The following is a 22,584-nucleotide window of genomic DNA, read 5'->3' as shown; positions in this document are numbered from 1 at the left end:
CTTTGTGTTTTCGGTAGCAGATAATGCTAAGGGGACTAATCCTTTTTAAATTATTATGTTAAAATAAAATGGAAAGTAGGTTTTCTACAAAGCCGAAATTTTATTGACTTATACCATTGTTTGAATGTGAAGGATTTCTACAGAGCTCTTCTTTCTTCTTCAACGGAATTTATATTTACTTAAAGGCAAATACTAGTATTAAGATGTCAGAAACGGCTACAGATGTGAATATTGGTGAATATCTGGTCCGCAAGATAGATTCCCGGGTAAAGGCAGGTTATGCTCATTCCAGGGAAGAACTTGTAAAAAAGGCTATAGTTCACTATCTTGAAGACTTTGATCTAAGTAAAAGACACTCCGAACTGTTCATGGAAACAGGTCATTCAGCAGAGCTTATGCACAATGCCTGGAAACAGCCTGTTCCGGCAGATGAAGCTCTGGAAATCCTTGCGTCTGTTGGCAGGGATCTGGAGAACAAATGATATTTCTTGACTCTTGCATATGGATACATGCCTTCTTAAAATGAGTTTGCCTTTACAAAAACTACATTTATCCGGGATTATTGATTATCAATCCTTATTTTGTCTTCAACCAATTTATCTTTTGCCGGTTAATAAACGGTTATTATTCTGAAATTATCAATACAATCTGCCACTACTATATGACATGCTTAATTGTTCACAAGATCTAAAAGAAGAACCAAAGGACATGGTTTATCTTCAGGATATTCTTCTATAATAGTTGAGTTGTTAACAACTTCGATCAATTCATCAGTTGAGACATTTCTTTGGAACATTCTTGTTCTTGCATGATCTGAGATAATGAACTTATCCTGTAAAACCAGATGTTTTTTCTACTGGCATCTTTTCCGTAACTTGTTCTGTCATAATATCAGACGGTGGCCAGTGTTTTACAAAATTTGCTTTGCACATTTGTTATTATTCTTCTAAAAAATATAATTCATCACTATGTGACTATTTAGATGCAAGTTAAAAACAGAAATTTCCTCGATACTAACTAGCAAAATAAGCGAACCAAGTGATAAAGACCAATACAACTTTACGCCTCATGCGGCATATTTCTTCATCACAGACAAAGAAAAATGTTGGATACATAAAGAACTATCTCTAAAATGATACTATTTTAAAAATAAATATATTCATTAATAAAAATTAATTCGAAAGTTAAATATAGATTTGAAGCTAATACTTAATTGGGAGTGGAGTAGAGACATGAAAGTAAATGAGTTTATTGACGAATGTCTCACTGTATACGATGAGTCTCTTGGTTTTCAGGCTAATGTAAGTGAAATTGAAAAGAGAATACAACAAAATCGATTTTGGGTTCTGATGATATATCCGGCATTAAAGACATTTCCGGATAAGCTAAGATCGAGATTGGATTATGAGCCCGAAAAAGCTTGTGCTATTGAATGTATTGTATATGCACTTTTAATTAATACAAAGCTGCATCATTTTAGATCAGATCTCTATGAAATTCTTAATGATTGCATAATCTCTTGTTGCCGTAATGAGCTATACAAAGAAGATGCCAAATTAGATATTTGTATCAAAAGTTTTACACATAAACTAAATATCCTAAAGCCTGATTTCGATCAGCTATTCAATAGAATAATAAAACTTTCTGATAGTGAATACAACCTGGCATATGCTCTGGCTCGTGCTCTTGCTAAATATTACTTTTTCAGTGCAGTACACACATCTAAAGCCAGAATACTTGCTACCTATATCAATTCGAGGATAGCTAAAAAAATAGTTTTGAAAGATGATTTTGAAAATGTTCTTAAATCACAAAAAGATTTTGAACTTGCATATTATACATATGCGCTTTTCCTTAGAGATGATGATAAAAACATAGAGGCCGACAAAAGGATAAAAGATATGATTAAAAATTGTGGAAATAATCCAAAGGCACTTACATTATACGCCATCTATCTTTATCGCTACAAAAACAATCTTACAAATGTATTCAAAGAGCCTATTTTACCGGAGATCGAAGCAAAGTTGAAAGATGCTGTCAAAATAAATAATGATATAGCAGATAAACAGTTTACTACAGTTAAGCGATCCACTACACATAAAAACTACCCCCTGGCTTACTACACATACGCTACGATCCTTAAGGAAAATGGAAGGAAAAGAGATGCTTGTGAAATATTTGAAAAGGCCTTGGAAAAAAAAGCAAATCAAAATAATGAATTGGTACATTTTTATTATGCATATTTTCTGGCTGAATATTGCCTCTATGGGAAAAATGCTAAAGATGCCAAAGCTTGTATTTCAGAAGCCAAAAAGCATTTTATTAAGGCAATAAAACTTGATGGCAACAATCCAAAGATACATTTTAAATATGCAACTTTTCTTTACGAGATCTGTGGAAAAAGTTATGAAGCTAAAGAACAGTTTTCCTTAGCTGTCAAGCAAGATCCTACTTTAATGATGGCACGTTTCAGGTATTCAAGTTTTCTAATTGATTGTGTAAATAAAGTAAAGTCAAAAAGAAAGCATAAACCAATCCGTGTTAATTGCTGGTACCAAACACTGATACGAAAATTACATCGAATACTGGCACATAAACTCTATATTTATTTAAAATCAAATTTTCTTATTGATTGTGCTAATAAAATAAATTTAAAAATAAAACATAGATCAATCAGTGTTAATTGCTGGTACCAAAGACAGATCTATAAGCCCTATATTTATATTGACAATTATGTTGACAGTTTAAAGTGTTTGCATTATTTTAGAGACACTAAACGTACCAACGACGCAGTAGAATGTTTTAGAAGAGCATTGACTTTCGACCCGGATGATTTAACATATGCTCTGTATGCAGCTTTGCTCAAGGATATAACAGGGATGGATAAGGAAGCAGAATGGCACTTTAAGCATGCAATAAGTCTGAATAAAAAGAATCTCATTGCTCGCTTTTATTATGCCCTGTTCCTGAATGATTGCGGACGTAATAATGAAGCTGAAACACAGTGGAAAGAAATGTGGGAAATAATTCATAAACAGAGTGAAAAAACAGATCAGATTGCTCCAGAATATTCTGTTTTGATGGCAGCATACGCCAACTTTTTGTCAAAATCTGCAATTGAGGAGGAAGAACTATGCAACTATCACCTTCTAAAGAACAAATCTGGAAAGGAAATAGTACCCTATATCAATGCTCAGTACCAGATCTATTCCGCAAACAGAAAAAGAGAGGCAAGCAAAAGAGAATACGAAAACGCTCTCAAGTCTGACCCAAACAATGTTGTAATAAGGTATAGCTATGGACTTTTCTTAAGTCAGCAATATGAATTGCACTATGATGCCATGCGTGAAGTTAAAAAAGCAATGGAAATGGAGCCTTCAAATCCGTATGTACTCTTTGCATATGGGGATATTGCTGCAAATGAGAAGCAGTATAGTGAGTCTATAAAATGGTATAAAAAAGCACTTAAAAATCCAATCGCATTACACTTTGTTACAAAATCGGCTATTTATAACAATCTGGGGTGGTCCTATGCTAAATTAGCAGATACTTCATCCTTCTGGAAACTATGGTATTATAGTCAGGCGAAGAAATTTATCAGGAAGGCAATTATAGAAGATATGTATAACATCAAAGCTCTTCGTAATCATCAATCATTTAAAAATAAGTGGAGTCTTTGTGCAAAGACAAAAACCATACTTTACAGGGCATTTCCCTCCATACTTATGGTAATAACTATAACATCTGCATTCCTGCTTTACTTGGGGAACATAGATTTTGCAATAGATATCTTTGGGCGGTGGATGCTGGAAGGAAAGTTGCTTTTACTGTCATTCTTTATGTCGACACTAATTCTGTTCTATATGTACATAAATAAGATCAGAGGTATGAATGTAGCCGGAATACAAGTTGACTTTAATCTTGAGAAGAACAATCCACTAAGTAACGAGAGGATCGATTCAAGGCCTTGTGAGATCCTTCAGCCCAGATTTTTGTTCCTAGGGTATCTATGATGCTTGTTATTGTAAACTGAAGGGATTAAGGGTCCCATCTTTTCTTCCTGCTGAGACCCCACTGATGCTCACTGCTGTGCATGTACGATAATTGGGCTTTGGTGCACGGGCAGGATCTGCGGTGAGGTGAGGCATAATCAGACAATACAACCATACTCCGAAGGCGGAGCATTCCATAACTTCCACTAGAAAAATAGAACTAAAGATTACATGACTATAAAATCAAAATTGCCTTTTTATTCTATCTAAAGAGAATTGAGATCAGATATCTAAATGATTCCTCTTGATTTTTCGATAATCTCTATAGTTACTTTATCAAAAAATGACCATACTCTATTATGCGTTTTAAAGTGATCCTTGAGGAAGACGAAGAAGCAGGCGGTTTATTGTAAGTTGTTCCGGTTTACCAGGTTGTGTTTTGCAGGGTGATAGCATTGAAGAAGCACTGGATAATATGAAAGAAGCTATACAGGCACGTCTGGAATCCCTTGCAGAGGATGAGCTAAATGTTTGTATGGCACGGTCTTTTTAGCATCTGCCAGCAGTAGCCTGCTCATACGGTGACCTCGATCTGCTGTAGACCAACAAACTCAGGGATGTATCCTTGTCCTCCTTATGCCATTGCCTGTGCAATCATTCCGCCGCAAGCGGCGTATTCCATAACGTCTGATCAACAAAACTAAAAGAGAGGCATTATATATCTCATTCGATACTTCTGACAGGGCAAACAATTATACATATGAAACTACTATATAAAAGCAAATAAGACATTTTTAACGATGCACATGGCGCAAAGGAACGACGTTGAAATATACAGGAAGAAGCTCCGGGAAATGCTGCCGGAACTGGAAGAGGAATATAATGTCAGTTACATAGGACTATTTGGCTCCTTTGTACGGGGAGAGAACACACCGAAAAGTGATCTCGATGTTCTGGTGGAATTCAGTCGAACCCCTACTATTTTCAGTTTCGTTCATCTGGAAAACTATCTTTCTGATGTTCTGGGAATTAAAGTGGATCTTGTCATGAAGGATGCGCTGAAACCAAATATAGGCAAATACATACTTAAAGAAGTCAAAGCAATTTGAGGGATAAGCATTCGTGATGTAAGGGACTATGTACAGGACATCTACAATGCTATGGAAGCAGCAGAGGGCTTTGTGGACCAATGTACTTTTGAAGAGTTTGCCGAAGATGTCAAAACCCAGTATGCTGTGATAAGAGCTCTTGAGATAATTGGTGAAGCTGCAAAGAACATCCCTTTTGAAATCAGGCAAAAATATACATCTGTTCCCTGGAAGGATCTGGCAGGAATCCGGGACAAATTGATACATGCTTATTTCGGTGTGAATCTTGAAGTGGTCTGGCTAAGTGTAAAAGAAGGGATTCCCGAAGTAAAACCAGTGATTTGGGATTTGCTGAATCATTGATTTTTTGCGAATTAACCACCAAAAGCAACAGTTCCGCCGCAAGCGGCACATTCCACAACTTCTTATGACAGATACTTAACAGTTATCAGATCAATATTTTCTGTATATCTTACTTCGATGGCCCATTTCAAGTATCAGAATTAGTAATCTGTCATTCAATATATCAAGAATGACCCGGTATTCTCCCACTCTGTGGGTATACAAAGGATGTCTTTTTGTTCCTTTAAGTTTCTTAACAGCAGCAAATGGATTATCTTTTAATTCATTTACAGAAAGAATTATCTGCTTTGATACCTCTGGCGGCAATTTATGAAGTTCTTTTCTTGCCCTTTCAGTATATTCTACCCTGTAACTCATAGCAATCCGAATTCTTTCATAATGGCTTCTTCAGAATGAATTCTTCCTGCTTTGATATCTTCCAGAGCCTCTTCCAGACCTGTTATAGCCTCATCACTTAATTTATCATTATCACATGCCATATCAACAAGCCTTGATATTACATCGTTATAAGATTCACGGGGATTCTGTTTCAATTCAGAAAGGACATCTTTAAGATCAGAATTGACTTTGATAGTAGTGCTACCTGCCATATACTTAAGTTTACTCCGATATACCATATAAAACTTAGCACCATGAAAGATTCCCTGCAACCAAACATAGGCAAATGCATACTTAAGGAAGCCGAAGCTATTTGAGGGTTCTCTATTCATAAATTGACTTGTTATATTATAATAATCCTTCAAGGTATAAGCAAAATAAGAATGAGCCTGACTCCCTTCCCGATGAAATCGGTTTCCAACCTTATCTTATGTGTCATTCTGACACGTCAAACGTTGTATGGTACACATAGTATTCCGAAAACCTCTAGTAAAAATCCTTTCCTCATTCTTAAAGCTCGATCTCATTGAGGCTGATCTCTCCCGCAGCAAGTGGATGAACCCGTAGGGAAGAATCATGGAATTTTTGCATAACCTTATCTATACGCTTGACGTTTCCGGTGTATAATATGCTTCTTCGCATTCCTGGCAAATGAAAGCATCAACATCCTGAATGGCAAGCACAGTTTCACCTATCTTAACAACGAATTCATGTTTGCCTTCATTACTACATGATATGCCTCTCTATTGACAAAAAAGGTCATTAAAGCGTTGGGTTCTGGTTTTTATTCTTATTCGTCTGAAAGGTAGCCACTTTTCATGCAGCTCTTGAAAAAGCCAGATATGATCTCATTGAGGACGATGAACCTTACTATGGTGAGGTGCCTGAGCTTAATGGTGTGTGTGCCACAGGGAACACTCTTGAAGAATGCAGGAAAAACCTGGAAGAGACAATTGATGAATGGATAGTTTTCAGGCTCAGAAAAGGATTTACATTACCATTTATTGAATATGACTATTAGATTCATGGTATTGTCTGTCAACACTTCCACTACAGGCTTTGTTGCATTTTACAGGTATTACATCTCTGTCGGACTAATATTCCCGAAAAAAGTCACAATCAAAGATTCCTGATCAACTCATTGTACTCTTCAATAGAAATGTTGATCTCATTAAGAATAACTCTTATTAGGGGTCTGGCAAGCTTTTTACTTGAATGGAAAGGGATAGTAGTTGTCCTGCCATCAATATGTTTGTAAAAAGCATGACTTCCTTTTTGCCTTGTTTTTTCAAATCCGAGTCGAAACAATATCTTTTCCATTTTTTTAGCATCTACCAGCGGTAGCCTACTCATACGGTGACCTCTATTTGCTGAAGACCAACAAACTCAGGGATGTATCCTTTGTCCTCTGGATCCATTTCTTCAAGACAGAGTTCGATCACTTCTTTTAACCTTACCTGTAACTCATCCAGCGTATCCGCCTGTGTATGAGCTCCTGGGATGCCCGGAACAATTGCAACGTAACAATCTGTTTCTACGTCTTTCTCAATGTATGCGGTGAATCTGGTCATCATTTTCAATCACTATGATATTTACATTTGTACTATATATGGACTCTGGAATAGAATGATTAAAACATTTCACTCAGGAAAATTGTCACATTAGATTTCTGTGTGCTATTGCCAGTGCAACCTCTCCGCCGAAGGCGGCACATTCCATAACTTCTAAAAAACGAATAGGAACAAGTAGTTCCGTGATTATCTTAAAACCACACATCTATTCTTAACAATTCTTAAGCCTCGATGTCATTGAGACTAATTTCTCCTGCAGCAAGCGGATGAACTCGCAGAGAAGAATTGTGGAATTTTTGCATAACCTTATCTATACGCCTGGAAGTTTCCGGTGTATAATATGCCTCTCCGCATTCCTGACAGATAAAAGCATCGGCATCCCTTATAGCAAGCACAGCTTCACCTATTATCTCTATCCTTCTGATAACAGCATCCTGTAGCTGTACATCTTCAAGAAAGTCATCCTTAGACTTGTTGTTTGTGAAATCCTCTATTTTTCTATAGAGTCTATTATATGTACAATAAAGACTTAAGGATCCTTCATAATATCTTCACTTCTTCTTTAAGGACCCGTTCTTTTATAAGTGGGGTTATGGAGTCATAAGTAATGACCTCAACCTTTCTCAGAGCTACCTTCTCAAGTTCCATTTCTAATCTGGCAAGATCGAAGAGACCTTTTCTCTCTTTGAAATGAAAAAGAATATCAATGTCACTATCTTTTTTTCTTCATTTTTTGCAAAAGAACCAAATATGCCAGTTTTATCTACATCATTTTTCAACAGTATTAGAACTATTGTCTCCCTATACTCATTGATTTGTATTTTCCATGTTATCACATTTCATTGTAAATTACAATGAATAAAACATATATGCAGACACATACATTAAGTTCTTTTGAAATGAATAACAAAAAATGGAATGAAGACATTGCTTGCTAATGAACCTTCTGAACGTATCGATCCGCGGGCATTGAAGGCCTGGTTTATCGGAGGGATACTGAAAGGACTTGTTCTCCTTTTCGTCCCTGTAGTGTATCTTGTACTGATAAAGGATATTTTCCGGAGCCTGCCTGATATATGGGGATGGATAGGTGTTGGGGTTATTGCATTTTATACCATATGGGATGCAATAATAGCACCTCAGCTCAGGATAAGGTTCTGGCGTTATGATATCCGGGAAGACGAGATAGATATACAGCATGGTATCTTCATAATAAGGCGCACTCTCATTCCAATGATCAGAGTTCAGCATGTGGATACTGAGTATGGCCCTCTGATGCGATATTTCGGATTGGCCACATTAAGGATATCAACAGCTGCCACGGATCACCGGATTCCGGCACTTTCAAAGGAAAAGTCCTCACAACTTATGGGGGAGATAGCTGCTCTGGCCAGAGTGAGTGATGAAGATGTCTGATATAAAGCGTCAGCATCCTTTAATGATAATAATGGAAGCTGTAAGAAGTTTTGTCTATATGCTTCCGCCTGTTTTCCTGTTTCTGCTGTCGATAAGCGAAGACATAGAACTGAGTGCTGTTCTCTCATATATCTGGATATTAGTCATTCCTGCTGTTGCTTTTTTTGCGCTTTCAACGTTAAGATGGTACCTTTATACTTACAGTTATGAAGAAGGATACCTGCACATAAAACGAGGTCTTGTATTCAAAAAGGAGAGGTCTCTCAAAAAAGAGAGGGTACAGACCGTAAATATCCGCACCGGTCTTCTGCAGCGTTTACTGGATGTTGCGACTGTGCGGATAGAGACAGCCGGCGGTGGAATGGAATCCGAGGTCATCCTTAAAGCGGTAAAAATGGAAGAAGCACAAAGGATCAGGTCATATTTAGAGAGCGGACCAAAAAGCAAATCTTATACAACTGATGAGGAAAGCACAAAAACGACATCTGGCACAGGATCAGAACATGACACCGAATATGGAATAACAGCAAGCTATGTTTTACCTATGAGGGAGATATTCCTGGCAGGGGCAACTTCCGGAAGGTTCATGCTGTTATTTTCCTTTATAGCAGCTGCGTTTTCTCAGTTCTATCCTTACATTCCGGAATATATCACTGATCTTCTTATTGAACAACTGATCCCTGAAAGCAGCACTGACATACTTTTGGTCGTGATAATATTACTGTCATTGCTGATACTTTCATGGCTTGTGTCAGTTCTTGCCTACATGGTAAAATATGCGAACTTTACCATACACAGGCAGCATGAATATCTCAAGATCTCATGGGGACTGATAGAGCAGAAGGAATTCACATTAAAGATCAACAGGATACAGGCCCTGTCAATACAGGAAGGATTGTTCAGACAGCCCTTTGGTCTGTGTGCGATCAATTCAGAGGTTGCAGGCGGAGGTCTTCGGGATCAGGAATATGTGACCATTATCTGTCCTCTTTTGCATAAAAGGGAACTGGCAACCTTTCTGGAACAAATATTACCGGAGTATAAAATACCCGCATCCATGACATCAGTACCCCGAAGAGCCAGAAAACGTTATCTTTTCCGCACAGTTGGAATTGCAATTATAATTATTCTGCCCCTGCAATTATTACCATACGGCTGGATGGCATTGTTTTTATTGTTACCTGCGTTCATATTGGGACTTTCACGTTACAGGGCAGGAGCTACATCCATAGATGATAAGCAACTGACCTTCCGTTTTCGTAACATAAACCGATATATCGTCCTTATGATGAAAAACCATATTCAGTCTCTGGAATCCGGTTCTAATCCTTTCCAGCGAAGAAGTGATCTGAGCAATATAAGTACATCAGTGTTATCATCTCCTTCAGGAAAGACATTTCATGTGGATAATGTTGATGACCGGGAAGCAAAGAAGATATGGAAATGGTTCTCCGGAAATTGAAAGCTATTGCATTGTTTGCGTTCTCTGTCATAGCTGTGTCTTGCCCTTATTATGCTGACCACCGATTCCAAAACCCGTTTACATCTTATGAAAGTACTACATCTGATACGGTCACATTCAGTGCGATCAGCATTAATATCGTACTTGCGTTTGATCCCGGCAGGACTTACATAGAAGGATTTGATGCAGAATATTCTATAGTTTGGTAGATCAGGCTCAGCTAAAGATCATCCCGATTTCTGAAGTTCTAATTTTATTAGCTTTTTCTGTATATTATATTTTACAGTTCACTGCGTTAACAGCATACTTATATGCAATAATCAATAAAGCAAAAATAATCAAAGTCATTGATATTATCAACAATATCTATAAAGTCACATGTTTTGTAAATAATAACAGTGTCGATAAAACAAATGGTATTACCAATGTCAAAGGCTCCGATCTGTAATTCATGTCATAGAGGACCAAAGATGACAGTAATCAATATAACAGGATGCCGGATGTTTGAGGACGAGATCATTGATACGCTATGTAATGATCCTAAAATTGATGACATAGTTGTTATTGAGAATGACGAGTCCTCGGGCATAACAGAGAAGCTGACAGAGTGTGGTCTTTCTTACAATATCATGTCTTTAGATGATGTTTCAAAGGTATACGATTCAACAGATACCGCTAATTATGTTGTAACTATCAATATCCTTGGTCTTTCATTACATGGGGAACCCCGCTACCTGAGAGAGCAGGTTTACAGGAATGTAAAAGAGATCTCCGAATTCTCCGATGGCATATTTTTATTCTATGGCCTGTGTGGCAACGTACTCAGGAAAATAGAAAAGGATCTGGAACAACTCTCATGTCCGATTTCGATTCTGAAAGATAATGAAGGAAAGATCGTTGATGACTGTATCGGTGCGGTAGTTGGCGGAAGAAAATCCTTTTTGAAGATGGTATCCGGCTTTAAAAGAAAGAGCACCATCGTAATGACTCCTATGTGGGTTCAGAACTGGCAGGAGATGTTCAAACACAGCGGTTTCATTGAAAATGCTGAAGATACTGATATGGCTAAATTCGTTCTGGATTCCATGGGCTATGAAAGTGTCGTGAAGATAAACACCGGTTCACAATATACTGAAACTTATCATGAACAAATACAAGAATTTGCTGACATATTCCAGTTGAATATTCTTGAGGTAGAGGGCAACCAGGAATTGGTCAGCAAATCATATGCCGATTTCAGAGATACTATTATGAGAGGCTGGTCGATAGAATCTGCGACGGTGTCTGTTTCACGGGATATATTCACTGATGCTGGAAACGAGAGTAAAGGTCAGATAGTTAAAACCGTTTGATCTCATTTTGGTAGCACTATGTCAGCAAAAGGAAATTTTTGCGCTACTTCATGTGAATATTTATTGTGTGTTATTGGACCAAAATATCGAAACTTTTTTGTATTTTGTTCTCTGCCATTATTATCTCAAACCTGAGGATCGATTTAATGGACAGAAAACCCGCTTTCAAGCTTAACTTTCATGTATTTTCCGTATCGTCAGCTCTGGTGCTATTTTTTGTACTTACAGGAGTTCTTTTTACTGAAAAGTTAACCTCAGCGTTCACAACTGTGCAGGATCTTATAGTAGGCAATTTCGGATGGTTCTATATTCTGTCAGTGGCTTTTTTCCTGTTATTTGTTATCTGGCTTTATTTCAGTCCCTATGGTAAGATAAGGCTGGGAAAAAGCTCTGACAGACCTGAATACAGGGATACTACCTGGTTTGCAATGCTTTTCAGTGCGGGAATGGGGATAGGTCTGCTTTTTTACAGTGTTGCCGAGCCAATAATCCATCTTGCTTCTCCCAGAGATGCCCCACCGGGAACCATCGAAGCAGCGATCGAAGCCATGAATCTCACCTTTTTCCACTGGGGACTCCACGCATGGGCGATCTATATCATCGTTGGTCTTTCTCTTGCATATTTTTCCTACAGGCATGATATGCCACTTACCATTCGATCCACACTGTACCCTATATTCGGTGACAGGATATACGGAATACGCGGCAATATAGTCGAAGTGCTGGCTATCTTCGGCACACTTTTCGGTGTTGCCACTTCACTTGGCCTGGGTGTTATGCAGATCAATTCCGGTATGGATTATCTTGGTCTGATGTCAGTATCAGTAAATAATCAGATTATTCTCATCGCGTTCATAACACTTGCAGCCACAACTTCAGTAATGTCGGGACTGAACCGCGGAATACGCATATTGAGTCAGATGAACATTTTTCTGGGACTGATACTTGTTATCTTTGTCTTTGTGATGGGGCCCTCTGTCTTTCTTTTGAGTTCCTATGTTCAGAGCATAGGTTATTATCTGCAGCATATTGTTTTCCTTACATTCCAGACCGATGCCTTTACAGGTATTGAATGGCAGAAGATGTGGACCATGTTCTACTGGGGATGGTGGATATCCTGGTCTCCTTTTGTTGGAATGTTCATTGCCCGTATATCCCGGGGACGTACTATAAGAGAATTTATTCGCGGAGTACTTATAGCTCCTGTACTGGTAACCTTCATATGGATCATCGTTTTCGGGAACACGGCAATATATATGGAGATATTCGGGAACGGAGGAATTGTTCAGGCAGTGGAGACGAGTATCCCCACAGCTCTCTATGTCCTGCTGGATGAACTACCAGGTTCTCTGCTCAGTTCCGCTCTTGCAACAATAGTTGTCATGACATTTTTTGTAACTTCCTCTGATTCAGGATCTCTTGTGATCTCCATTCTCTCTTCAGGAGGCGACCCGAAACCTGCAAAACCTCTCAGATTATTCTGGTCCCTGTTACAGGGTGCGGTTGCAGCAGTCCTTTTATTGACCGGGGGTCTGGTTGGCTTACAAACCGCTGCACTTACCACTGCTTTACCTTTCTGTATTGTCCTGATCCTGATGTGTTACAGCATTTACAAAGGACTTAAAGCCGAAACAGATGGTATTGATACTCCGGATCATGAAAAAAGATCACCGGAAGATACATCAGGTAATAAAGCCAAAAAAATGGTTGGCGAGCTTTTAGGGGGTAAAACAAATAAGTAGCTGGAAACGAAAACTGAGAGATATATTTCAGGTAGAGCAGGAAGATGAGAGAAACAGGACTCCTGAAGAAACGCATAAGAAATTTTCAGAGCTTAATATGCGGGATTTTTTCAAACATGTTGTTTTCCCTGTTTATGATGATCTAAAAAAAGAGATAGAAAAATATGGAAGAAAAGCCGTCATAGATGTCGATGATACCGGTCTGATATCTGCTTCACTGACCGTTTATGCTCCTGCGGATAACACTTCTGATGAAATGATAGAGGAATTCTATTTTGAGATAAGGGGAAGAGCCTATCAGAAAGGTGAGTTTGCTTTTCCTGTGCATGCTGATGAGGATCAGCCACGTATTCCAAAGGTGGAAATATTACTTAGAAGCGGCACTATAAGTGAATATGATATTAAGGATCTGTCCGGGGCTGACATAGTAGAATGCTTTGTAAATGAATATTCCAAGTGGATAAAATATTAATATCAAAAATCAAGAAAAAAAGAGTATGCATGCCTCCACGGCACACAATCAAAAAAGAATCATTTCTCAATAACCTTCTTATACATCCTTGCCTGGAAGCCATGGTACTTTGCAAAGCCCTCAGCATCCTTCTGGTCAATGGTTGCACTGTCAAAGGATACAAGATCTTCTGAGTAGAGTGCATACGGGGATGTACGTGCGAGAATGATCACACTGCCCTTGTGTAGTTTCACGGTCACAGTACCGCTAACACGCTGCTGTGTCTTGTCGATGAAAGCATTGAGGTCTGCGTAGAGAGGTTCGTCCACAAGACCGTAGTAGGCAAGCTCTGACCACTGCTCGTCCACATTCTTCTTGAACTTCAGCTCTGATCTTGTGAGCACAAGTTTCTCAAGGTCTTTGTGAGATGTGAGTAGAACTGTAGCTGCAGGGTGCTCGTAGTTTTCACGTGCCTTAAGTCCAAGGACACGGTCCTCGATCATATCAGTCCTGCCGACACCGTGGGAACCTGCGATCTCGTTGAGCTTGATGATAAGGTCAACACCGTTCATCTCTTCACCGTCAAGGGATACAGGAACACCGTTCTCAAAGCCGATCACAAGTGTCTGACCTTCAGGAGCTGCTTCAGGGGAAACTGTCCACTGGTAGATTTCCTCTGGTGGAATAAATCCAGGGTCTTCCAGTTTGCCACCTTCAATACTGCGGCTCCAGATGTTCTCATCAACACTCCATGGCTTTGCGGTTGTAACACCTACTGGTATGCCGTGTTTCTTAGCATACTCGATCTCCCAGTCACGGGTGAGGTTCATATCCCTCATTGGTGCAATGACATCCATGTCTGTAAGACGGAAAACAGCCTCGAAACGAAGCTGGTCGTTACCCTTTCCGGTACAGCCGTGTGCAAGTGCAACGGCACCTTCCTGCTCTGCGATCTCAACTACCTTCTTGGCGATAAGTGGACGTGCAATGGATGTACCCATTACGTATCCTTCATAGTCACCATTGGCTTTGATAAGTGGGAAGATGTAATCGTTAACGAACTCCTCACGCACATCAAGTGTGAAGTGCTTGTCACTGATCTTCTGTGCCTTCTCTGTAGCCTGTTTTACGTCTTCCTGAGGCTGTCCTACATCAACGGCAACTGTGATTACCTCATCGTAGCCGTATTCTTCTTTGATAAGCGGGATGCACACTGAAGTGTCAAGCCCGCCTGAATAAGCAAGTACTACTTTCTTTGTCATAATAATCTGACCTATGTAATCCTTAAAAATAATATGGAGACCTGGGAATCCTGAAAACTCAGGCCATCTCCCTGTGATATTCATTTATTGATTTGACCTCGCCTTCACCCTGCTTCATTGCTGCAATTGCGTTGGCTGCTGCAATTGCTGCCTGGATAGTGGTGATGTAAGGTACCTTGAAGTCAACTGCTGCACGGCGTATCCTTGAACCGTCCTCACGTGAGAGCTTGTCTTCCGGTGTATTGATGACCAGTGCAACCTCGTATCTGCGCATCATATCGATGACATTCGGGCTGCCGTCATGCACCTTCTTGACAATTCCCATCTCTATTCCATGCTCTGAAAGGAAATCAGCCGTACCTTTTGTACCAAGAAGTTCGATGCCTGCACTCACAAGATTCTGTGCTACATCAAGGAGTTCATTCCTGTCTTCATCCTTTACTGACAAAAAGACCTTTCCTGTAAGTGGTAAAAGGTTGTCAGCACTTAGCTGGGCTTTGAAGAATGCCCTTCCGTAATCCGGATCAACACCCATTACCTCTCCGGTACTCTTCATCTCCGGACCAAGCAGGGGGTCTGCTCCGGGGAGCTTGTCGAATGGCAGGAGAACTTCCTTCACGGAGACATGTTCGACCTGTGGCTCATCACATGTTGAATATCCCTGCTCTTCAAGTGTCTCTCCCATGATAACACGGGCTGCAATCTTTGCAAGTGGTAGTCCTACAGCCTTGGAAACAAATGGTATTGTCCTGCTTGAACGCGGGTTTGCTTCAAGAACATATATCTTGTCTCCTCTCTTTGCCATCTGGATATTTACAAGTCCTTTAACATTCAGTGCAAGGGCGATCTTGCGTGTATAATCGCGTACAGTTTCAAGTACTTCCTCAGAAAGTGACTGTGGCGGGATCACACAGGCAGAATCTCCTGAGTGGACACCAGCTTCCTCGATGTGTTCCATGATCGCACCGATAAGCACATCCTTACCGTCACAAACTGCATCAACGTCGATCTCAACTGCTCCCTCAAGGAAGTCGTCAATAAGGATCGGATGTTCAGGTGAAACCCTTACAGCTTCACGCATGTATCTTTCAAGGTCTGTCTGATCATAGACTATTTCCATTGCACGGCCGCCGAGAACATATGAAGGACGTACAAGTACCGGATAACCGATCCTTGTAGCAATCTCTATAGCCTGGTCCTGTGAAGTTGCATAACCTGCATCAGGCTGGTTGATACCAAGCTTTCCCATCCTCAGGTTGAATTTCTCACGGTCCTCTGCAACATCAATATCTTCAGGTGATGTTCCAAGGATAACTGTCTTAAGATCTGTACGCCTCTTGAGCTCTTTCTCCAGTGGGAGTGCAAGATTCACAGATGTCTGTCCACCAAACTGCACAAGCACTGCATCAGGATTCTCCTTATCGATGACATTCATCACATCTTCAAGTGTAAGTGGCTCGAAGAAGAGCTTGTCTGATGTATCGTAATCAGTTGAAACAGTTTCAGGATTGTTGTTAATAATATGAGCTTCGATTCCTGCTTCACGGATCGCAGCTACTGCATGTACTGTACAGTAGTCGAACTCTATTCCCTGTCCTATGCGTATAGGACCTGAACCAAGGATCACTATCTTCTTGCGATCAGATGGCTCGGCTTCACACATCTGCTCGTAGCATGAGTAATAATAAGGTGTTTCTGCAGCAAATTCCGCAGCACATGTATCTACCATCTTATAAGTAGGAATGATGCCTGCCTCACGCCTCTGGTCATTGATCTCTTCGCGTGTCTTTCCGGCAAGTTCAGCAATACGGGCATCGGTAAGTCCCATTTGCTTTGCATCCTCTAGCAGTTCGTCGGATAACTTTCCTGCAGAAGCTTCCTCCCTAATGGTATCTTCCATATCAACGATGTTCTTCATTTTTCTGATGAAGAATATATCAATACCTGTAAGTTTTGAAACCTCTTCCATTGTAAAACCATTACAAAGTGCATGGTACATAACGAACAGGCGCTCACTGGTAGGTGTCTTGAGAAGGGTCTTGATCTCGTTATTCGACCATTCGTCACTTCCAAAGTCCATATCAATGTCAAGTGAACGTACAGCTTTCAGCAGTGACTGCTCGATGGTTCGTCCAATAGCCATTACCTCTCCGGTACTTTTCATCGAAGTTGTAAGGGTCTTATCGGCTGTGACGAACTTGTCAAATGGCCACCTTGGGATCTTGGTAACAATGTAGTCAATGGTAGGCTCGAAGGATGCAGGTGTCTTTTTTGTCACATCGTTGAGGATCTCATCCAATGCCATTCCTATTGCTATTTTTGCTGTTACCCTGGCAATTGGGTATCCTGTTGCCTTTGATGCAAGGGCGGATGAACGTGAGACACGTGGATTTACTTCCACTATACGATATTCACCGTCTTTTGCAGCGAACTGGATATTACATCCACCTTCAATACCGAATGTCCTGATTATCTTGATAGCTGCAGTTCTCAGCATCTGGTGCTCTTCATCGTTGAGGGTCTGTGATGGTGTAACTACAATGGATTCACCTGTGTGTACTCCCATTGGGTCGAGGTTCTCCATGTTACATATTACTATACAGGTGTCATTTGCATCACGCATGACCTCGTATTCGAATTCCTTCCAGCCCAGTACACTTTCCTCAATAAGTACCTGACTGATACGACTGCGGCGAAGTCCTCTTTCAGTTATCTCAAGGAGTTCTTCCTTTGTGTGTGCAATTCCTCCTCCAGCGCCACCAAGGGTATATGCCGGACGGATGATAAGTGGCAATCCAAGCTCGTCAATAAGCTCTTCTGCTTCCTTGAGTGTGGATATGGCCTTGCTGCGTGGAACTTTTTCACCAATGTTCTCCATTGTCTGTTTGAACAGCTCACGGTCTTCGGTATTCTTGATCGCTTCAAGGTTTGTTCCAAGAAGCTTGACGTTATACTTCTCAAGGATTCCTGCTTCAGCAAGTTCACTTGTAATATTAAGACCTGTCTGCCCTCCAAGACCTGCTATGATACCGTCAGGTCTTTCCTTGGCAATGATCTTCTCAATAGCTCTGGCTTCCAGGGGCTCTATGTAGACCGCATCAGCCATTTCCGGATCGGTCATTATAGTTGCAGGATTTGAGTTCACAAGAACAACTTCAAGTCCTTCTTCCCTGAGTGACCTGCAGGCCTGGCTGCCTGAAAAATCGAACTCAGCTGCCTGTCCTATCATAATAGGTCCGGAACCTATCAGGAGTACTTTCTTAATGTCTTCACGTTTTGGCATTATTTCTTACCTCCTGCAAGTTTGAGAACCCTGTCAAAGAACAGTTTTTCAGAATCCATTGGTCCCGGATGTGCATCCGGATGGTACTGGACACTGAACATATCGAGGTATTTGTGTTCGATACCTTCCACTGTTCTGTCATTAGTATTATACTGGGTTACAGTCACCTCAGCCTCCTCAAAAGAATCAGCATCAACGGCAAAGCCGTGATTCTGGGATGTAATATGCACTACTCCTGTTTCAAGGTCCTTTACAGGCTGGTTCGCCCCCCTGTGTCCGAACTTCATTTTATATGTTTCTGCTCCAAGTGCAAGGGAGATTATCTGGTGACCCAGACAAATTCCAACTACCGGAAGTTCACCTGTAAAGTTTTTTACCGCAGAAATTGCATCCTGAGCCTGCAATGGGTCTCCGGGACCATTAGAGATAAAGAGAAGGTCCGGATCATATGACTCGATTGTGGAAATTGATGAATTCCCGGGTACTACCGTTACATCCATTCCCCTTGCCATCAGACTCCTTTCAATACTCAACTTGCGGCCGCAATCTATCAGGACCACATTGATAGGGTTATTGGGATCTCTGCTTGGACTTTCAAGTTTAAAGGGTTCAGGACATGTTACCTGAGACATATAATCTATCTCGGAAATGCTCTTCTGTGCACGGGCAAGTCTTACTGCTTCCTCACCGTCATCACTGCCATTGATGAGGGCTGCACGCATTGTTCCGTGTTCACGTGTCTTAATGGTAAGCATTCGAGTGTCAACGCCTGCAATGCCGGGCTTGCCTTCTTCCTCCATAAGCTCAAAAATAGTCTTTTTAGATATGTGGTGAGACGGCTCGGGACACGCCTCCCTGACCACAAGACCTTCGGCTTTTACACCATCGGATTCCATACAGTTGCCACTGACACCGTAATTACCGATGAGAGGATAAGTAAACATAAGAATCTGGCCTTTATATGAAGGGTCTGTAAGTGCCTCCTCATAGCCAGTATATTGGGTTGTGAAAACAAGTTCGCCGGAAACGATACCTTCGGCACCAAAACCAGTGCCTTTTATAATTGTCCCATCTTCTAATCCTAATACTGCATTCATCTTAAGAACCTGCGAATACATGTAAGGAATAGGCTATAAGCGTTGCGATGGCCTTTGTATTTTTTGCAGAGAGTGATTGCGGGTTGTTAATGATTATGATATCTTACGCAGGAATGTACCTACTATCATAACTACAAACAGGAATGATCCCAAAAGAACTATACCAATGAACTCTCTGGGATTGTTTGCAGCATAGTCCCGCAGTTTGAGTACATACTGATTGTCGATGACCCTTTCCTTTATTTCCGGGACTTCTTCAACTTCCTCAAGCTCGATACTGCCATTCTCAACTGTCATGACCCATATATTGAACTCTCCATCTTTGTTGGAGGCATAAGCTATTTTACTTCCATCCGGACTCCACTCAGGTGCTCTTTCATCTGCAAAGTCACTGGTGAGTTTCATATGTGAACTTCCATCGGCACTCAATATCCAGAGGTCGTAATCCCCCCCAACATTGGAGGAATAGACAATGGAGTTCCCATCCGGACTGTAGGATGGTTCTATATTATTATATGTATCACCTGTAAGTTGAACAGGTCTTATGGCATTTACACCAATGGTAAAAATATCTCCCATTGCGGAATAAACTATAGTGTTCCCATCCGGACTCCAGGCAGGAGAACTTTCATCCCCTTCTGCATCAGTAAGTCTTTCCCTGTCCTTCCCGTTTGTTGACATGGTCCATATATCATAATTTCCGGATTCTCTTGATGCATATACTATTCTGCTCCCATCCTGACTTACAGACGGATTCCGTGAATCAGCTGTTTCGGTAAGTTTCACACCATCGCTGCCGTCGCTGTTCATCACATGGATGCTGATGTAACGTGCAGAAAATGCCTTTTTGCTCTCGGCTGCAAAATAGATCTTTGAACCATCTTCATTAAAAACCGGTTCACCTTCCCACGCCATGCCGTCGTAAAGTTTCTTTTTTCCGGAACCGTCACTGTTCATGATCCATATGGCCTGGTTGGCTGCATAAACAATTTTCTCCCCATCCGGGCTCCATGAAGGGTGATTGGCATTGGAAGTGTTCGTAAGTTGTACATCGCTCTCAATAACAGGAGCTGCTGCCGTACATGAAATGAATAATATAAAAAAAGTGAGCAGGAATAAATTTCTGCTTTTTTTGCTTATGATCTTCCTGCCTGTTAATTTCCTTGACCGAATAGTAAAAAGTACACACATCAAAAATATATTATGCACTTATATGTTCATTAATCTTTTGTTTTAACATTTCACTCAAGGTCTTGCCGTCTACCTTTCCTCTTACTTCCTTCATGACAATTCCCATGAGGGGACCAACTGATGCCATGCCTTTTTCATTCACAAAGTCCTGGCGCTCTTTTATCACAGACTCAACCATACTTTCCACATCGGACATATCAAGGCTTCCAAGTCCCATCTTTTCAGCAGCATCCTTTGCACAGAGTGCAGGTTCACATGCAAGCGCACGGAGCAAGCCATCAATGGCTTCCTTTGCTGCTCCTCCTTCTGCTATCAGGGTACAGACATCAATGAAGTGTTTGTCCTCAAGATTATCGATATCAACACCATCACGTTTCAGTTCTGGTAACGTTCCTGTAAGAGTTCTCACAACAAGTGTTGCATTGACATTCTCATTGTCACCGAGTATCTCCATTATCTCTTCAAAGAGAGGGAGATAGGTGGAATAGACTATCTTCTCTGCAAGTTCCCTGTGAAGTCCGAATTCAGACTCAAAACGCTTTGCACGTTCTGTGAGCAATTCAGGCATCTCTACGGATTCGAAGTATTCAGAAGAGATATTCACCTGTGGAACATCGGTTTCAGGATACATCCTTGCTGCTCCCGGAAGTGGTCTCAGGTATGAGTTATTACCGTCCGGAAGTGCCCTGCGGGTTTCCTCCGGAACGCCTTCAAGAGCTTCCTTTGCACGGATGATCACACTTTCCATGGCTCCTCTTGCACGTACTTCACGGTCAGCTACCATTACTACAGCATCGTTCTCATCTGCACCAAGTTCTGTGCGCATTGCCAGGACTTCCTCTTCACTAACACCATAAGCAGGAAGTTCATCTGTGTGGAAGATCCCTCCAACACCTGATGTCTTTGCACGGTCTGAGAATTCAGTACCAAGACGTCTTCCGGGTTGCACTTCTCTTCCAACAAAACTGTCAAATCCACGAAGCAGGACAGCATAGACCTTGCCTTTCTTGATGGTATTCTTGATGACCTTGGATTTTGTTTCCCTGAAAATATCTGTTACATCGAAAATAGTGTCACATACGGATGCACTACGCTCAAGTAATTCGTCTCTTATTGCAAGGAGATTTACCTGGCGTTCGACCTCACGCTCAACAATGGTCTCTATCATGTCAAGTGCCTGCACACCTTTCAGTTCTACACGTGCACCCTTTGCGATTGAAATATTAACATCCTGACGTATGGTTCCGAGGCCACGTTTGACCTTTCCTGTGGAACGAAGCAGCATACCTATCTGCTGTGCAGTTTCCTTTGCATGCTGTGGTGAGATAATATCAGGGTCGGTTCCGATCTCAACAAGTGGGATACCAAGACGGTCAAGAGAGTATAATATAGAATCTCCCTGGTCTTCGATCTTCTGGCATGCCTCTTCCTCAAGACAGAGCACACCGACACCGACAGGTCCGACTGATGTGTCAAGGTAACCATCCTTTGCAAGGAAAGCTGTTCTCTGGAAACCGGATGTGTTGGAACCGTCAACTACGATCTTCCTCATGACATGAACCTGATCCACAGGAACCATGTTCAAAAGTTTAGTTATACTAAGAGCGATCTCAAGAGCTTCCTTATTAACCTCTGTCGGAGGCTCATCATCGTTCTCTACAAGACAGGTCGTGTCGTATGCCTTATAGATATACTTACGTCTGAGCTTGGACTGTTCAAGGGCAGCCCTGTCAGTTTCTCCCATTTCACTGGCTGTTGGGCGTAGATAACGGAAGAACTCATGGTTTGATTCTTCTATGTTTCTGATCTGTGTCGGACAGTTGCAGAACAACTTACATTTAGAGTCAAGTTGCTGGTGGATTTCAAGCCCGCATTTCAGGCCAAGTTCTCTGTAATCGAATTTATCACTCATGGATGATCTCACCGATATAAATGA

General features: G+C 41.0%; 25 protein-coding genes and 2 pseudogenes. 12 read left to right on the top strand and 15 right to left on the bottom strand.

The features are described 5' to 3' along the window. Window positions 1-203: 203 nt before the first annotated feature. The gene (locus tag J2746_RS13030) at window positions 204-482 is read left to right on the top strand and encodes a ribbon-helix-helix domain-containing protein (RefSeq protein ID WP_209621872.1); all 279 of its coding nucleotides are present in this window, start codon (window positions 204-206) and stop codon (window positions 480-482) included. Between the two features lie 188 nt (window positions 483-670). Here the strand turns inward: J2746_RS13030 and J2746_RS13025 are convergent, their stop codons facing one another. After that, window positions 671-820, bottom strand: a complete 150-nt coding sequence (locus J2746_RS13025; RefSeq protein WP_342451847.1) for a DUF4258 domain-containing protein — start codon at window positions 818-820, stop codon at window positions 671-673. A gap of 412 nt (window positions 821-1,232) precedes the next feature. Here J2746_RS13025 and J2746_RS13020 point away from each other — a divergent pair, with 412 nt between their 5' ends. Continuing rightward, the gene (locus J2746_RS13020) at window positions 1,233-4,013 is read left to right on the top strand and encodes a tetratricopeptide repeat protein (RefSeq protein WP_209621869.1); all 2,781 of its coding nucleotides are present in this window, start codon (window positions 1,233-1,235) and stop codon (window positions 4,011-4,013) included. Window positions 4,014-4,019: 6 nt separating this feature from the next. Here the strand turns inward: J2746_RS13020 and J2746_RS13015 are convergent, their stop codons facing one another. Beyond that, window positions 4,020-4,190 (bottom strand): hypothetical protein, encoded by a 171-nt coding sequence (locus tag J2746_RS13015; RefSeq protein ID WP_209621867.1) that lies wholly within the window; start codon window positions 4,188-4,190, stop codon window positions 4,020-4,022. Window positions 4,191-4,431: 241 nt separating this feature from the next. Here J2746_RS13015 and J2746_RS14770 point away from each other — a divergent pair, with 241 nt between their 5' ends. From J2746_RS14770 to J2746_RS13000, 3 genes are all read left to right on the top strand, one after another. Further along, window positions 4,432-4,545: a type II toxin-antitoxin system HicB family antitoxin gene (locus tag J2746_RS14770; RefSeq protein WP_245250169.1), complete on the top strand. Its 114-nt coding sequence runs from the start codon at window positions 4,432-4,434 to the stop codon at window positions 4,543-4,545. A gap of 247 nt (window positions 4,546-4,792) precedes the next feature. Then, window positions 4,793-5,101, top strand: a complete 309-nt coding sequence (locus J2746_RS13005) for a nucleotidyltransferase family protein (protein WP_245250168.1) — start codon at window positions 4,793-4,795, stop codon at window positions 5,099-5,101. A 51-nt stretch (window positions 5,102-5,152) separates the two neighbouring features. Further along, window positions 5,153-5,443, top strand: a complete 291-nt coding sequence (locus tag J2746_RS13000) for a HepT-like ribonuclease domain-containing protein (protein WP_209621865.1) — start codon at window positions 5,153-5,155, stop codon at window positions 5,441-5,443. Between the two features lie 90 nt (window positions 5,444-5,533). On the opposite strand, the gene J2746_RS12995 is transcribed toward J2746_RS13000, so the two are convergent. From J2746_RS12995 to J2746_RS12985, 3 genes are all read right to left on the bottom strand, one after another. Then, window positions 5,534-5,800: a type II toxin-antitoxin system RelE family toxin gene (locus J2746_RS12995; RefSeq protein WP_209621862.1), complete on the bottom strand. Its 267-nt coding sequence runs from the start codon at window positions 5,798-5,800 to the stop codon at window positions 5,534-5,536. Continuing rightward, window positions 5,797-6,033 carry a DUF7557 family protein gene (locus J2746_RS12990; RefSeq protein ID WP_209621853.1) on the bottom strand — a complete coding sequence of 79 codons (237 nt, stop codon included), beginning with the start codon at window positions 6,031-6,033 and terminating at the stop codon, window positions 5,797-5,799. Before J2746_RS12990 ends, J2746_RS12995 begins: the two co-directional genes overlap by 4 nt. 298 nt (window positions 6,034-6,331) lie before the next feature. Beyond that, a complete protein-coding gene (locus J2746_RS12985) occupies window positions 6,332-6,472 on the bottom strand; it encodes a hypothetical protein (RefSeq protein WP_209621836.1) in 141 nt (46 codons plus the stop codon). A 178-nt stretch (window positions 6,473-6,650) separates the two neighbouring features. Between J2746_RS12985 and J2746_RS12975 the strand changes: the two are divergent. Next, a pseudogene (locus J2746_RS12975) lies at window positions 6,651-6,842 on the top strand (type II toxin-antitoxin system HicB family antitoxin); the annotation flags it as partial. 98 nt (window positions 6,843-6,940) lie between these two features. Here J2746_RS12975 and J2746_RS12970 read toward each other — a convergent pair. From J2746_RS12970 to J2746_RS15020, 5 genes and pseudogenes are all read right to left on the bottom strand, one after another. Beyond that, window positions 6,941-7,174 (bottom strand): type II toxin-antitoxin system HicA family toxin, encoded by a 234-nt coding sequence (locus J2746_RS12970; protein WP_245250166.1) that lies wholly within the window; start codon window positions 7,172-7,174, stop codon window positions 6,941-6,943. Then, window positions 7,171-7,395 carry a type II toxin-antitoxin system HicB family antitoxin gene (locus tag J2746_RS12965; protein ID WP_209621834.1) on the bottom strand — a complete coding sequence of 75 codons (225 nt, stop codon included), beginning with the start codon at window positions 7,393-7,395 and terminating at the stop codon, window positions 7,171-7,173. Before J2746_RS12965 ends, J2746_RS12970 begins: the two co-directional genes overlap by 4 nt. Before the next feature lie 218 nt (window positions 7,396-7,613). Further along, window positions 7,614-7,787: a YgiT-type zinc finger protein gene (locus J2746_RS12960; RefSeq protein ID WP_209621830.1), complete on the bottom strand. Its 174-nt coding sequence runs from the start codon at window positions 7,785-7,787 to the stop codon at window positions 7,614-7,616. Window positions 7,788-7,826: 39 nt separating this feature from the next. Continuing rightward, window positions 7,827-7,886: pseudogene (locus J2746_RS15025) on the bottom strand (hypothetical protein); the annotation flags it as partial. Window positions 7,887-7,932: 46 nt separating this feature from the next. Beyond that, window positions 7,933-8,094, bottom strand: coding sequence for a hypothetical protein (locus J2746_RS15020; RefSeq protein ID WP_425342654.1), 162 nt, complete (start codon window positions 8,092-8,094; stop codon window positions 7,933-7,935). A 216-nt stretch (window positions 8,095-8,310) separates the two neighbouring features. Between J2746_RS15020 and J2746_RS12950 the strand changes: the two genes are divergently transcribed. From J2746_RS12950 to J2746_RS12925, 6 genes are all read left to right on the top strand, one after another. Next, complete coding sequence (locus tag J2746_RS12950) at window positions 8,311-8,808, top strand: PH domain-containing protein (protein WP_245250165.1); 498 nt, start codon at window positions 8,311-8,313, stop codon at window positions 8,806-8,808. Then, the gene (locus J2746_RS12945) at window positions 8,801-10,270 is read left to right on the top strand and encodes a PH domain-containing protein (RefSeq protein WP_209621827.1); all 1,470 of its coding nucleotides are present in this window, start codon (window positions 8,801-8,803) and stop codon (window positions 10,268-10,270) included. Before J2746_RS12950 ends, J2746_RS12945 begins: the two co-directional genes overlap by 8 nt. Beyond that, the gene (locus tag J2746_RS12940; RefSeq protein ID WP_209621824.1) at window positions 10,252-10,479 is read left to right on the top strand and encodes a hypothetical protein; all 228 of its coding nucleotides are present in this window, start codon (window positions 10,252-10,254) and stop codon (window positions 10,477-10,479) included. Before J2746_RS12945 ends, J2746_RS12940 begins: the two co-directional genes overlap by 19 nt. Window positions 10,480-10,740: 261 nt before the next feature. Then, window positions 10,741-11,622: a DUF1638 domain-containing protein gene (locus J2746_RS12935; RefSeq protein ID WP_209621821.1), complete on the top strand. Its 882-nt coding sequence runs from the start codon at window positions 10,741-10,743 to the stop codon at window positions 11,620-11,622. A gap of 146 nt (window positions 11,623-11,768) precedes the next feature. Further along, window positions 11,769-13,364: a BCCT family transporter gene (locus tag J2746_RS12930; protein ID WP_209621818.1), complete on the top strand. Its 1,596-nt coding sequence runs from the start codon at window positions 11,769-11,771 to the stop codon at window positions 13,362-13,364. A 97-nt stretch (window positions 13,365-13,461) separates the two neighbouring features. Next, window positions 13,462-13,836 carry a hypothetical protein gene (locus tag J2746_RS12925; RefSeq protein WP_245250164.1) on the top strand — a complete coding sequence of 125 codons (375 nt, stop codon included), beginning with the start codon at window positions 13,462-13,464 and terminating at the stop codon, window positions 13,834-13,836. Window positions 13,837-13,895: 59 nt separating this feature from the next. Here J2746_RS12925 and J2746_RS12920 read toward each other — a convergent pair whose 3' ends face one another. The 5 genes from J2746_RS12920 to gatE all read right to left on the bottom strand — a co-directional run bounded on the left by J2746_RS12920 (window position 13,896) and on the right by gatE (window position 22,560). Then, window positions 13,896-15,161: an argininosuccinate synthase gene (locus J2746_RS12920; RefSeq protein ID WP_209621816.1), complete on the bottom strand. Its 1,266-nt coding sequence runs from the start codon at window positions 15,159-15,161 to the stop codon at window positions 13,896-13,898. Beyond that, entirely contained in the window at window positions 15,136-18,360 is a 3,225-nt protein-coding gene (gene carB / locus J2746_RS12915; RefSeq protein ID WP_209621814.1) for a carbamoyl-phosphate synthase large subunit, read from the bottom strand. Before carB ends, J2746_RS12920 begins: the two co-directional genes overlap by 26 nt. After that, window positions 18,360-19,457, bottom strand: a complete 1,098-nt coding sequence (carA, locus tag J2746_RS12910) for a glutamine-hydrolyzing carbamoyl-phosphate synthase small subunit (protein WP_209621811.1) — start codon at window positions 19,455-19,457, stop codon at window positions 18,360-18,362. Before carA ends, carB begins: the two co-directional genes overlap by 1 nt. A 93-nt stretch (window positions 19,458-19,550) precedes the next feature. After that, complete coding sequence (locus J2746_RS12905; protein ID WP_245250170.1) at window positions 19,551-20,648, bottom strand: TolB family protein; 1,098 nt, start codon at window positions 20,646-20,648, stop codon at window positions 19,551-19,553. Between the two features lie 10 nt (window positions 20,649-20,658). Then, a complete protein-coding gene (gene gatE / locus J2746_RS12900) occupies window positions 20,659-22,560 on the bottom strand; it encodes a Glu-tRNA(Gln) amidotransferase subunit GatE (RefSeq protein WP_209621806.1) in 1,902 nt (633 codons plus the stop codon). Window positions 22,561-22,584 lie beyond the last annotated feature (24 nt).

It is taken from the genome of Methanolobus bombayensis, assembly GCF_017873415.1.
In the GTDB taxonomy this organism is placed as follows: Archaea; Halobacteriota; Methanosarcinia; order Methanosarcinales; family Methanosarcinaceae; genus Methanolobus; species Methanolobus bombayensis.
The sequence above is the reverse complement of the archived record's forward strand: the minus strand, read 5'-3'. Positions and strand labels throughout refer to the sequence as shown.